12 protein-coding genes are annotated in these 11,722 nt (G+C 72.3%); 8 read left to right on the top strand and 4 right to left on the bottom strand.

The window, feature by feature from the left end:
- The first annotated feature begins 146 nt into the window (after positions 1 to 146).
- The 4 genes from ABZ783_RS24300 to ABZ783_RS24285 all read left to right on the top strand — a co-directional run bounded on the left by ABZ783_RS24300 (position 147) and on the right by ABZ783_RS24285 (position 3,597).
- Entirely contained in the window at positions 147 to 851 is a 705-nt protein-coding gene (locus ABZ783_RS24300) for a beta-ketoacyl-ACP reductase (RefSeq protein ID WP_357441973.1), read from the top strand.
- A 20-nt stretch (positions 852 to 871) separates the two neighbouring features.
- On the top strand, positions 872 to 1,639 hold the full coding sequence (fabI, locus tag ABZ783_RS24295) for an enoyl-ACP reductase FabI (protein ID WP_073838258.1): 768 nt from the start codon (positions 872 to 874) through the stop codon (positions 1,637 to 1,639).
- Positions 1,640 to 1,751: 112 nt separating this feature from the next.
- Entirely contained in the window at positions 1,752 to 2,783 is a 1,032-nt protein-coding gene (locus tag ABZ783_RS24290; protein ID WP_357441972.1) for a ferrochelatase, read from the top strand.
- Positions 2,784 to 2,817: 34 nt separating this feature from the next.
- Positions 2,818 to 3,597, top strand: coding sequence for an HAD-IIA family hydrolase (locus ABZ783_RS24285; protein WP_357441971.1), 780 nt, complete (start codon positions 2,818 to 2,820; stop codon positions 3,595 to 3,597).
- 33 nt (positions 3,598 to 3,630) lie between these two features.
- On the opposite strand, the gene ABZ783_RS24280 is transcribed toward ABZ783_RS24285, so the two are convergent.
- Positions 3,631 to 4,425, bottom strand: a complete 795-nt coding sequence (locus ABZ783_RS24280) for a hypothetical protein (RefSeq protein WP_357441970.1) — start codon at positions 4,423 to 4,425, stop codon at positions 3,631 to 3,633.
- A 171-nt stretch (positions 4,426 to 4,596) separates the two neighbouring features.
- Between ABZ783_RS24280 and ABZ783_RS24275 the strand changes: the two genes are divergently transcribed.
- Positions 4,597 to 5,406, top strand: coding sequence for a DUF3097 domain-containing protein (locus tag ABZ783_RS24275; RefSeq protein ID WP_357441969.1), 810 nt, complete (start codon positions 4,597 to 4,599; stop codon positions 5,404 to 5,406).
- A 482-nt stretch (positions 5,407 to 5,888) separates the two neighbouring features.
- Here the strand turns inward: ABZ783_RS24275 and ABZ783_RS24270 are convergent, their stop codons facing one another.
- The 3 genes from ABZ783_RS24270 to tnpA all read right to left on the bottom strand — a co-directional run bounded on the left by ABZ783_RS24270 (position 5,889) and on the right by tnpA (position 8,913).
- Positions 5,889 to 7,202 carry a serine hydrolase domain-containing protein gene (locus tag ABZ783_RS24270; protein ID WP_357441968.1) on the bottom strand — a complete coding sequence of 438 codons (1,314 nt, stop codon included), beginning with the start codon at positions 7,200 to 7,202 and terminating at the stop codon, positions 5,889 to 5,891.
- Between the two features lie 94 nt (positions 7,203 to 7,296).
- Entirely contained in the window at positions 7,297 to 8,514 is a 1,218-nt protein-coding gene (locus ABZ783_RS24265; RefSeq protein WP_357441967.1) for a transposase, read from the bottom strand.
- Positions 8,515 to 8,913 carry an IS200/IS605 family transposase gene (gene tnpA / locus ABZ783_RS24260; protein WP_357441966.1) on the bottom strand — a complete coding sequence of 133 codons (399 nt, stop codon included), beginning with the start codon at positions 8,911 to 8,913 and terminating at the stop codon, positions 8,515 to 8,517. It lies immediately after the preceding gene.
- Positions 8,914 to 9,061: 148 nt separating this feature from the next.
- Between tnpA and ABZ783_RS24255 the strand changes: the two genes are divergently transcribed.
- The 3 genes from ABZ783_RS24255 to ABZ783_RS24245 all read left to right on the top strand — a co-directional run bounded on the left by ABZ783_RS24255 (position 9,062) and on the right by ABZ783_RS24245 (position 11,638).
- Entirely contained in the window at positions 9,062 to 9,535 is a 474-nt protein-coding gene (locus ABZ783_RS24255; RefSeq protein ID WP_073838265.1) for an NfeD family protein, read from the top strand.
- A 5-nt stretch (positions 9,536 to 9,540) separates the two neighbouring features.
- Entirely contained in the window at positions 9,541 to 10,647 is a 1,107-nt protein-coding gene (locus tag ABZ783_RS24250; protein ID WP_357441965.1) for an SPFH domain-containing protein, read from the top strand.
- A 151-nt stretch (positions 10,648 to 10,798) separates the two neighbouring features.
- On the top strand, positions 10,799 to 11,638 hold the full coding sequence (locus ABZ783_RS24245; RefSeq protein ID WP_357441964.1) for a hypothetical protein: 840 nt from the start codon (positions 10,799 to 10,801) through the stop codon (positions 11,636 to 11,638).
- Positions 11,639 to 11,722: the final 84 nt, after the last annotated feature.

Below are 11,722 nucleotides of genomic sequence, written 5' to 3'. Positions count from 1 at the left end.
GTACGGGCCGCCCCGGTCACCGTCGTCCCACCAGAGGGTGAGCCGCCGCGTCGTACCCCGGTGTGACCTGGCCGCGTTAGCGCTTACCTGCCGGTAACCCCTAGGCTCGCCAGCGGTTGAGAGATCAGTTGAGCAGAGGGGGAACGGTGGCCCGTACCGTGCTGGTGACCGGCGGAAACCGGGGGATCGGCCTGGCCATCGCGCAGGCCTTCGCCAAGCAGGGCGACCGGGTGGCGGTGACCCACCGCAGCGGGGACGCCCCCGCGGGCCTGTTCGGCGTGAAGTGCGACGTCACCGACGCCGAGTCGGTGGACGCCGCGTTCACCGCCGTCGAGGCCGAGCTCGGGCCGGTCGAGGTGCTGGTCGCCAACGCCGGCATCACCGACGACACGCTGATCATGCGGATGTCCGAGGAGCAGTTCACCCGGGTGCTCGACACCAACCTGACCGGCGCGTTCCGCTGCGCCAAGCGGGCCTCGACGAAGATGCTCCGGGCCAAGTGGGGTCGGATGATCTTCATCTCCTCAGTGGTCGGCCTGTACGGCGGTGTCGGGCAGGTCAACTACGCGGCCAGCAAGGCCGGCCTGGTCGGCGTGGCCCGCTCGATCACCCGCGAGCTGGGCAGCCGCAACATCACCGCGAACGTGGTGGCGCCCGGCTTCATCGACACCGACATGACCGCGGCGCTGCCCGAGGAGCGACGCACCGAGTACCGCAAGGCCATCCCGGCCGGCCGCTTCGCCGAGCCGGACGAGGTCGCGGCCGTGGTCGCCTGGCTCGCCTCGGACGCGGCCGGGTACATCTCCGGCGCCGTCATCCCGGTCGACGGCGGCCTGGGCATGGGTCACTGAGCAGAGCACGGAGGAAATCAATGTCCGGACTTCTGGCCGGTAAGCGGCTGCTGGTCACCGGCGTCATCACCGACGCCTCGATCGCCTTCTCGGTGGCGAAGCTCGCCCAGGAGAACGGCGCCCAGGTCGTGCTCACCGGCTACGGCCGGCTCTCCCTGGTCGAGCGGATCGCCAAGCGGCTGCCCGAACCGGCCCCGGTTATCGAACTGGACGTGACCAACGCCGAGCACCTGGCCGGCCTCGCGGACCAGGTGCGCGAGCACGTCGACGGCCTGGACGGGGTGGTGCACTCGATCGGCTTCGCCCCGCAGAGCTGCCTCGGCGGTGGTTTCCTCGACGCGCCGTGGGAGGACGTGGCCACCGCGGTGCACGTCTCGACCTACTCGTACAAGTCCCTCGCCATGGCGGCGCTGCCGCTGATGTCGGCGGGCGGCGCGGTGGTCGGCCTCACCTTCGACGCCACCAAGGCCTGGCCGGTGTACGACTGGATGGGCGTGGCCAAGGCCGGGCTCGAGTCCGCCTCCCGCTACCTGGCGCTGCACCTGGGCAAGCGGGGCATCCGCAGCAACCTGGTCGCCGCCGGCCCGCTGCGCACCATCGCCGCCAAGTCCATCCCCGGCTTCGAGCAGTTCGAGGACGCCTGGGCCGAGCGCGCGCCGCTGGGCTGGAACCTCACCGACCAGGAGCCGGCCGCCCGGGCCTGCCTGGCGCTGCTGTCGGACTGGTTCCCGGCCACCACCGGCGAGATCGTCCACGTCGACGGCGGCTACCACGCGATCGGCTCCTGAGCCGCCCGGAGAGGGCCCCTTGCTGACGCCTGCGGCGCAGCAGGGGCCCGCTCAACATCCGCACCCAGGGGGCGTCGCATCCCCGTCATCCTGGGCGGGAGAGAATGAGCCCATGGCGTACGACGCGTTGGTGCTGGTCTCCTTCGGCGGCCCGGAGCGGCCCGAGGACGTGCTGCCCTTCCTACAGAACGTCACCCGGGGGCGGGGCGTGCCGCCGGAGCGGCTCGCCGAGGTCGCCGAGCACTACCTGCACTTCGGCGGGGTCTCCCCGATCAACCAGCAGTGCCGGGACCTGCTCGCGGCGATCCGCGCGGACTTCGCCGCCAACGGCGTCGACCTGCCGGTCTACTGGGGCAACCGCAACTGGGACCCGATGCTCGCCGACACCGTGGCGCGGATGCGCGACGACGGCGTCCAGCGGGCCCTCGCCTTCGTCACCAGCGCCTACGGCGGCTACTCCTCGTGCCGGCAGTACCAGGAGGACATCGCCGCGGCCCGGGCCGCGGTCGGCCCGGACGCCCCGCTGATCGAGAAGCTGCGCCAGTTCTGGGACCACCCCGGCTTCGTCGAGCCGCACGCCGACGCGGTGCGGGCGGCGCTGGCGCAGCTCGACCCGGCCAAGCGGGACAGCACCCGGGTGGTGTTCACCGCGCACTCCATCCCGGTCTCGGCGGCCGCCACCGCCGGCCCGCACGGCGGCCGGTACACCGCCCAGCTCGCGGAGACCGCCCGGCTGGTGCACGCCGCCGCGGCGCCGGACCTGCCGTACGACCTGGTCTGGCAGAGCCGCTCCGGGCCGCCGCAGGTGCCGTGGCTGGAGCCGGACGTCAACGACCACCTGGCCGCCCTCGCCGAGCAGGGCGTGACCGGCGTGGTGGTCAGCCCGATCGGGTTCGTCTCCGACCACCTGGAGGTGGTCTGGGACCTGGACACCGAGGCGCTGGAGACGGCCAAGCAGCTCGGCCTGGACTTCGTCCGGGCCGGCACCCCGGGCACCGACCCGCGCTTCGTGGCGATGGTCCGCGAGCTGGTGCTGGAACGCACCGCCCCGGCCGGCGAACGGCTCGTCCGCCGCCTCGGCGAGCTGCCCATGTGGGACACCTGCCCGGCGTTGTGCTGCGTGCCCCCGGCCCGCCGCCCCTGAGCCCGACCAACCTCCGACACCCCTGGGACGACACATGCATGACCGCAAGCCGGTGCAGAGCTGGCTCACCGACATGGACGGCGTGCTGGTGCACGAGGGCCAGCCGGTGCCCGGTGCGCCCGAGTTCATCAAGAAGCTGCGTGCCTCCGGCAAGCCGTTCCTGGTGCTGACCAACAACTCGATCTACACGCCGCGGGACCTGCAGGCCCGGCTGGCCCGGATGGGGCTCGACGTGCCGGAGGAGGCGATCTGGTCGTCCGCCCTGGCCACCGCCCAGTTCCTGGCCGACCAGCGCCCGGGCGGCACCGCGTACGTGATCGGCGAGGCCGGGCTGACCACGGCCCTGCACGCGGTGGGGTACGTGCTCAGCGACTTCGCCCCGGACTACGTGGTGCTCGGGGAGACCCGCACCTACAGCTTCGAGGCGATCACCAAGGCGATCCGACTGATCAACGACGGGGCCCGGTTCATCTGCACCAACCCGGACGCGACCGGCCCGTCGGTCGAGGGCGCGCTGCCGGCCGCCGGCTCGGTGGCCGCGATGATCTCCAAGGCGACCGGGGTGGAGCCGTACTTCGTCGGCAAGCCCAACCCGATGATGATGCGCTCGGCGTTGAACACCATCGACGCGCACTCGGAGAGCACCGCGATGATCGGCGACCGGATGGACACCGACGTCCTCTGCGGCCTGGAGGCCGGGCTGGAGACGATCCTGGTGCTCACCGGGATCAGCTCGCGGGCCGAGGCGGAACGCTACCCGTACCGGCCGTCCCGGATCGTCGACTCGATCGCCGACCTGATCGACGAGGTCTAGACGGCGGAGGGCCGCCGGACACACGGCCCGCGGTCAGGGACGCAGCGGGGCGTTGCAGGCGGCCACCAGCGCCTGCCGGCAGGCGGTGGTCAGCGGACGCAGCGCGGCGTCCCGCTGCTGCGCCTCGTAGGTGTTGACCGCTCCGCCCGGGGCGCTCTCCCCGGCCAGGGCCAGCACCCGGTCCAGCACCGCGGCGCGGGCGAACAGCCGACGGGCCCGCGGGTCGAACCCGGGGGGCAGGTCGGTCGTACCGTCGGGGCGGCGCAGCGCCGCGAGGGCGCCGGCCAGCTCGGGCCGCCACTGGGCCACATCCAGCCGGGTGAGCGCGGCGGTCGTCTCGGCGAGCGCGACCGCCAGCTCGGCCTCGGCCTCGGCCGCGCCGGGCACCGCGAGGGACGCCTTCGGCGCGTCCGCCGGCAGCGGGTACACCCGCCACAGCACCGTCTCCCAGGTCATCCCGGAACCGGAGGTGTGGCTGCGCACCTCCGGGACCAGCCCGAGCCCGCTGGCCACCACCGCCTCGCCGGCGAGCAGCGCCGCGCCGGCGAAGTCGCCCGGGCCGGGCAGCCCGCGCGGGTCGCCCGGGGCGGGCAGCACCAGGCGGATCTCGTCCGGGGAGAGCTTCGCCAGGCTGGGCAGTGCCTCCCGCAGGGACACGTCGGTCCAGGTGCCGGGGGCGTCGGCGACCAGGTGCTCCTCGTCTCCGGCGATCGCCTCGGCGACCTCGTCGAACGGCACCAGGCCGGCCCGCCAGGCGCGTACCCAGGCAACGAACCGGCTCGACCGGCGCGGAGCCAGGGTGGCCGCGCCCGTTGCGGGGGAGGACATGCCGAAAGGGTACGTGTTCCCCGCCGTCCCTGTCTCGGCTGCCGCTCCGGCGGCGCGACCTGCCCCCAACTGCCCGCTTCGCCCGGTTCTTGGCCGGCGCCGGCCGTCGACCACGGGCCGCGGCGGCGCGTCGGCGGGCGACACGCCGGGCCGCCGATTAGCGTGATCGACATGGCGGGGCGATACGGCGAGGACGTGCTGGCGGGGGACTGGCGGCGGCGGAAGGTCACCCCGGAGGTGGACGCCGAACCGGACCTGGTCGTCGAGGACGCCGACTCGGGGTTCTGCGGCGCGGTCGTCGGCTTCGAGTCCGGCGCGGTGGTGTTGGAGGACCGGCACGGCCGGCGACGCAACTTCCCACTGCTCCCGGCCGCGTTCCTGCTCGACGGCCAGCCCGTCACCCTGCGCCGCCCGGTACGCGCCCCGGTGCCCGCCGCCCGGCGGCGGACCGCCTCCGGCTCGATCGCGGTCGACAACGTGCGGGCCCAGGTCGCCAAGGCCAGCCGGATCTGGGTCGAGGGGGTGCACGACGCGGCGCTGGTCGAGCGGATCTGGGGCGACGACCTGCGGATCGAGGGCGTCGTGGTGGAGCCCCTGGACGGCATCGACGCCCTGGCCGCCGAGGTACGCGCCTTCGACCCCGGTCCGGGCCGCCGGCTCGGCGTGCTCGTCGACCACCTCGTGCCGGGCTCCAAGGAGAGCCGGATCGTGGCGGCGGTGACCTCGCCGCACGTGCTGGTCACCGGCCACCCGTACGTGGACGTGTGGCAGGCGGTGAAGCCGACGGCGCTGGGCATCCCGGCCTGGCCGGTGGTGCCGCCGGGACGGCCCTGGAAGGAGGGGGTCTGCGCGGCCCTCGGGGTGGCCGAGCCGGCGGACATGTGGCGGCAAATCCTGTCCCGGGTGGACAGCTTCGCGGACGTGGAGACGCCGTTGATCAACGCGATGGAACGGTTGATCGATTTCGTGACCGAGGCATAGTTCCTGCTTGCGCTCCGGCGGTGGTTGCGCTCCGGGGCCGGGGGCGACCGTGCCCGGCTCCGGGCGGTCAGGCTTGATCCCTCCGCCGGTCACGGTCGCCCCCGGCCTGTCGTGTCTCGGCTGCGCGGTCCGGTCGCGGTGGTTGAGCTGTCGGCTGTGCGCTGCCCGTGGGCATGGTGGTCCGGGTCAGTGGGTCTTCGTTCTGGCTACGAACTTGATGACGTGAACGGATCGGGGGTGAGTCGTTCACGTCATCAAGTTCGTAGCGGCTGGATCCCCTTCTGTCGGCCCGGCCCGGCCGGGCTGGCCATGACTGGCGGGCCGGCCATGACTGGCGGGGCCGCCCCCACGGCTGGGCGGGGCCGGCCACGGCTGGGCGGGAAGCTCAAGACCGGCTGGCCCGGCGACGGTCCGTCGGGGGCTGTGCCGTGCCTCCGTCTCCGGCGGGCTGCCGTGGCGGGTCGTGCCGGGCGGGTGGTGGGTCAGGGTTGCTGGTCGGGGGTGCGGGTGAAGACGAAGGTGGCGAGGTCGAGGGCGACCGGGCGGCCGGCCTCGTCGCGGATCACGGTGAGGATCTCGCCGTCCTGGGAGCCGGACCGGCCCCGCCAGCGGTCCGGGCCCTCGGCGGTGAACCGGAGGATCGGCCGGCCGACCGGGCCGGCCAGCAGGTCGCCGGCCGGGTCGGGGCGCAGCTCGTACTCGAGGCCCATCCACCACCAGCGGCCGGCCAGCTCGGCCAGGCCCGCCGCGGGCGCCGCGGCCGGCCGCCACGGGGTGGGCGGGGCCGGCTCGGCGTCCAGCACCAGGGTGAGCACCTCGCGGGCCAGGCCGACGACGTGGTGGCCCCGGCTGAGGCCGTACGCGTTGGCGAAGTCGACGATGGCGGTCCGGCCGGGCCGGTGCACGGCGAGGCCGGCGACGTACCCGGGCATCGAGCCGCCGTGCCCCACGTACACCCGGTCGCCGACCCGGTAGAGCTCCAAGCCGAGACCGTGGCCGCCGGTCCACGAGTCCATGTCGCTGATCACCACGGGCGCGCACATCTCGGTGAGCGTGGCCGGCGCGAGCACGTCCGGGGCCGGGTCGGCCAGGAACGCCGCCCACCGGCCCAGGTCCGCCACCGTCGACCAGAGCTGGCCGGCCGGGGCCATCGCGCCGGTGTCGGTGCGGGGCTCCTCGCGCAGCGTGTCGTGCCAGGGGTGGACCACGTAGCCCCGGGCGTACGGCTCGGTCGGGTGGTACGTGGTGCGCCGCATCCCCAGCGGTTCAAGGATCCGCTCGCGGAGCAACTCGGCCCAGGGGGTCCCGGTGATCCGTTCCAGCACCCCGCCGAGCAGCCCGTACGCCAGGTTGGAGTAGTGGTAGACGCGGTGCGGCGGATGGGCGATCTTCTCCGGGGTCAGCCCGGCGAGCAGCGTGGCCAGGTCGACGCCCGCGGTCCGCTCCCACCACTGCCCGTCCGGCTCGCGCTGCAGGCCACTGGCGTGCCCGAGCAGCTGGCGCAGGGTAAGCGCGCCCACCGGGGTGCCGGGCAGGTGCCGCTCCAGCGGGTCGTCCAGGGCCAGCCGGCCGGCGTCGCGCTGCTGCATGACCAGCACGGCCGTCATGGTCTTGCTGATCGAGCCGATTCGGTACTGCAGGTCCTCGTCCGGTCGGGGGTGCTCGCCGGCGACCGCGAGGTGGGCGAGCGCGCCGTCCCGGATCACCCCGAGGGCGAGCGACGGTCCGCGCCCCTCCGCCTGGGCCCGCGCGACCAGCGCGTCCACCTGTCCGGCGGTCTCGGGCAGCAGAGCCATGGTGGTCCTCCTCGTCGCGATCGGCGGTGCCGAGCATAGGAGTTGACTTCCTCCCCATGCCTGCCGGCGGGGGATTTCCGTGGCTGAGGCGTGTTCACGCCGTGAGCCTTGCGGGTGGTTGGCGCTTCGCGGACCGCCCAACGGCGAGGTCTCCACGCCCTGTTACCGCCAGCCCGGCGGCGAGTATGTTCTTGGCCGCGTTCACGTCGGCGTGGTCCTGGTGCCCGCAGGCCACGCATCGGAAGACCGCTTGGCTCTCGCGGGATTCCGGGGCGACATGCTTGCAGGCGTTGCAGGTTTGCGACGTGTACGCGGGGTTGACCTTCTCGATGTGTGCTCCGTGGTAGCGGGCGGCGTGTTCCAGCTTGAGCAGGAACCCGCCCCAACCCTTCGACAGGATGGCCCGGTTCAGGCCAGCCTTCTGACGCACGTTGCGACCGGGCTGCTCGACTGTGCCCCGTGCGCTGGCGGTCATGTTCTTGATCCGCAGTCGCTCGACGGCGACCAGGCCATGATCGCGGACGAGTTGTACGGCTTCCTGCGTGACGAAGTCGGCCCGCCGGTGCCGGATGCGGGCGTTGAGCCGGCCGATCTCGGCGCGTACGTTGTCGCGGCGGTTCGATCCGCGGTTACGGCCATGAACCCGTAGTGACCGGGACAGGCGCTGCTGCAACCGCCTGAGCCTTGCGGCCTCGCCCGGGGTGACGAAAGCGCGGTCATCCAGACCGCCGTCAGATGTGGCGATCGCGACGGCCACACCCCGGTCGACGCCGATCGGCGGTTTACCGTTCGGCGCGGCCTCGGCAAGGCCGTCCTCGACGCAGAACGAGATGTACCAGCGGCCACCGTCGCGGGAGACCGTGGCGTTGCGGACAGCGCCACCCAATGGTTGGGACCACCGGAAACGCACCGGCCCGAACTTCGGCAGCCGCACCTCACCCCACCGCCGGTTGAGTCGCCGTACGGCAATGTGCTGCGGGTCGGGAAACCGGAACGACGGAGCGGTACGCGCCTTGGACCGCCACCGCACCTTCCACGTCCCGTGCGTTTTGCACGCCCGCTCCAGGTCCCGCAGGGTCTGCTGCAACGTGTGCGACGGCGCGTCGGCCAGCCACGTACAGTCCGGGTCCCTCTTCGCCTCAGCCATCTGCCGGGCTTGCTCGTTGTAGCCGACGAATGCGCCACGGCGGCGGTACTCACGGCGCTGCTCCAACGCGGTGTTCCACACCGTCCGGCAGATCGCGCCCACCGTCTCCGCGTAGGCAGCCTGCTCCGGCGTGAACGCGAGCAGGTAGCGGCGACCGGTCAGCACTCAACGACCCTTCTGCTGCGCGACATACTCGTCCACCGCAGCCAACGGAGCACCACCGGTGGTCGCCACAAAGTACGAGTTCGTCCACAAGGTGGGCAGCCGCGAACGCAGCGACGGGAACTCCTCCCGCAACACCCGAGACGTGCGCCCCTTGACCGCCTTGACCAACTTATGGACGCCGTACTGCGGGTCGACCTCCACCAGAAGATGCACCTGGTCGGGCATGACATCCAACCCCACCAGCCACGCGCCCTTCTCCTCCACCACCTCACCGATTAGCTGCTTCAACCGCTCCTCGACCAGCCCGCCAAGCACCCGGCGCCGGTACTTCGAGCACCACACCACATGGAAGGCGCATTGGAAGACGACGTTGCTGTTCGACCGCAATGTCACGGACACAAGAACAATATACAGCCGCGTGCCATCTACTGTCCGCGCGGGGTTGACCGGCAATCCCCACCCCCCGGCTGAGGCCGGCGGTGTGCGCGCTACGCATCTCGATCATCTCGGTTCGTTATCGCGTGCGTGGACGTGTCACGATCGTGGGGTGGACGCCGTGTTGTGGATCGTGTTGGGTGTGGTGCTGGCGGTCGCCGAGATTTTCACGACGACGCTGTTCCTGATCATGTTCGCGGCCGGGGCGTTCGCCGCCGCCGGGGCTGCCGCGCTCGGTGCCCCGGTCGCGGTCCAGGCGCTGGTCTTCGCCGTGGTCTCCGCGCTCTGCGTGGCGGTGGTCCGGCCGGTGATCCGGCGGCACGCCCGCCCCTCGCTGGAGAGCGGCGGGCAGTCGTTCGGCATCGAGGCGCTCGAGGGGGCCACGGCCCTGGTGCTGGAGCCGGTGGACGCCGAGCGGGGTCTCGTCAAGATCGACGGTGAGCTGTGGAGCGCCCGGGCGTACGACGCGACGCGTAGCTACGCCGCTGGTGAGCGGGTGCAGGTGATAAAGGTCCGGGGCGCCATCGCCCTGGTCTGGCAGGACGACATTTCCACCCCGGGCGGGCTGCCCGAAGCGAAAAGGTGAGCGGTATGGAGTTTGCAGCGATCGTGTTGATCGCGGTTGCCGTGATCGTCGTGGTCACGTTGGTCAAGGCGGTGCGAATCGTGCCGCAGCAGCGCCAGGACGTGGTGGAACGCCTGGGCCGGTACAAGCGGACCTTGAACCCGGGCCTGAACCTGCTGGTGCCGTACATCGACGCCGTGCGTACCAAGGTCGACATGCGGGAGCAGGTGGTCAGCTTCCCGCCGCAGCCGGTGATCACCTCGGACAACCTCGTCGTCTCGATCGACACCGTGCTCTACTTCAAGGTGGTCGACTCGGTCCGCGCCACCTACGAGATCTCGAACTTCCTCCAGGCCATCGAGCAGCTCACCGTCACCACGCTGCGCAACGTGATCGGTTCGCTGGACCTGGAGCGGGCGCTGACCAGCCGGGAGGAGATCAACCGGCACCTGTCCGGCGTGCTCGACGAGACCACCGGCCGGTGGGGCATCAAGGTCACCCGGGTCGAGATCAAGGCGATCGAGCCGCCGCCGAGCATCCGTGACTCGATGGAGAAGCAGATGCGCGCCGAGCGGGACCGCCGCGCCGCGATCCTCAACGCCGAGGGTCTCAAGCAGTCGCAGATCCTCACCGCCGAGGGTGAGAAGCAGGCCGCGGTGCTGCGCGCCGACGGTGACCGGCAGGCCCGGATCCTCCAGGCGGAGGGGCAGGCCAAGGCGATCCGTACCGTCTTCGACGCGATCCACCAGGCCAACCCGAGCCAGAAGGTGCTCGCCTACCAGTACCTGCAGGCGCTGCCGCAGATCGCCAACGGTTCGGCCAACAAGGTCTGGATCGTCCCGGCCGAGCTGACCAAGGCGCTGGAGGGGATGGGCGGCGCGCTGGGCGGCCTGGCCAACATGGTCGGCGACGTGCCGTCGCCGGAGGCCAGCCGGGGCGCTGGCGAGGTGGAGCGGGAGGCCGCCGAGGCCGCGCAGGCTGCCGCCACCGCCGCGCAGGAGATCCACGACGAGGTACGCGTCGCCGAGGCGCAGGCCACCGGTGGCAAGGGCCCGCAGGGGTTGCCGGCCCCCGAGCCGGTCTCCCCGGAGAGCCTGCTCAACGACCCCGCGGACCAGCGCGAACGGGGCTGAGCCGGACCGCCGTCCGAGCCCGGACGGCAAAAGCGAGAAAGCCTCATACGGCGCCCCGGTGCCTGCCACGATCGGTCTGAGGACGGGTGGTGACCAGGAACCGGGGCGCCGTACGCGTTCCGCGCCGCCCGCGGGCGGAACGAGGTGAGGCATGAAGGATCCGGCGAACAGGCTGTTCTCCAAGGACCTCTTCTCCAAGGAGCTGTTCTCCAAGGACCAGTTCCCCGGCGCGCACGATCCCGCCGGACCGCTCGGCAGCCGGCGTACCGGGGGCGGGTTCGGGGTGCTGCCGTTCGTCTCCGAGCCGGGTCCGGCCGCCCCCGCCACCAACGCCAGCTGGGCCTGGTCGGTACGCCGGTTCGCCCGCGCGGCGGTCTGGCTGCTGCCCGCGTACGCGATCCTCTACGGCCTGGTGGCGATGGCCAGCGACGGCGGGGTGGGCAACGACCCGTACCCGGCCGACGGCAATCCGCTCTACCTGGTCGGCTGGGTGGCCGCGGTCTGGCTCGGGCTGCTCGCGCTGCTGGCGCTCACCGGCCTGCTCGCCGCCACCCGGTGCCGGCGGATCGCCGCGGCCGGGCTGCTGGTGAGCATCGCCGGCACGGTGCTGATGCTGCCCTTCGCCGGGATGGCCCAGGAGGCGCCCGTCTTCGGCACCACCGCACGCACCCTTGTCCTGTTCGGCGCCACCTGCTACAGCCTGGGTTGGTTCCTGACCGGATGGTCGGTCGCCCGGTCCGGGATGTTCTCCTACGGCGACGGGATCATGCTGATGATCGCCGCCCCGCTGCTCGGCCTGGCCGGCTCGTTGATCGGCTCGTTGCAGACCTTCGGTGCGATCTTCGTGCTGGTCTCCGGGATCGGTATCGGCTACCGGTCCGGGCGCCTGGTGCCCGCCGCCATCGCCCGTGACGCCATCGCCGCCAGTGTCGTGGCTGCCCCCACCAATCCCACCACCCCCACCACCCCCGAAGGCCCCCTCCCCACCTGACCGCCCCGGCCCAGCCGCCGCCGATCATGAGGTTGGCGGCGGCCGGGAGATCGACATCGCCGGCAACCTCATGATCAACGCGAC

The sequence above is a fragment of the Micromonospora sp. NPDC047738 genome, assembly GCF_040642675.1.
GTDB lineage: Bacteria > Actinomycetota > Actinomycetes > Mycobacteriales > Micromonosporaceae > Micromonospora.
This window is presented reverse-complemented; position numbering and strand designations above follow the sequence as displayed.

Bases quoted from the DNA above. Each gene is read 5' to 3' on its own strand.
- fabI (WP_073838258.1), top strand. From the start codon at position 872: ATGTCCGGACTTCTGGCCGGTAAGCGGCTGCTGGTCACCGGCGTCATC.
- ABZ783_RS24290 (WP_357441972.1), top strand. From the start codon at position 1,752: ATGGCGTACGACGCGTTGGTGCTGGTCTCCTTCGGCGGCCCGGAGCGG.
- ABZ783_RS24285 (WP_357441971.1), top strand. From the start codon at position 2,818: ATGCATGACCGCAAGCCGGTGCAGAGCTGGCTCACCGACATGGACGGC.
- ABZ783_RS24280 (WP_357441970.1), bottom strand. From the start codon at position 4,425: ATGTCCTCCCCCGCAACGGGCGCGGCCACCCTGGCTCCGCGCCGGTCG.
- ABZ783_RS24275 (WP_357441969.1), top strand. From the start codon at position 4,597: ATGGCGGGGCGATACGGCGAGGACGTGCTGGCGGGGGACTGGCGGCGG.
- ABZ783_RS24270 (WP_357441968.1), bottom strand. From the start codon at position 7,202: ATGGCTCTGCTGCCCGAGACCGCCGGACAGGTGGACGCGCTGGTCGCG.
- ABZ783_RS24250 (WP_357441965.1), top strand. From the start codon at position 9,541: ATGGAGTTTGCAGCGATCGTGTTGATCGCGGTTGCCGTGATCGTCGTG.
- ABZ783_RS24245 (WP_357441964.1), top strand. From the start codon at position 10,799: ATGAAGGATCCGGCGAACAGGCTGTTCTCCAAGGACCTCTTCTCCAAG.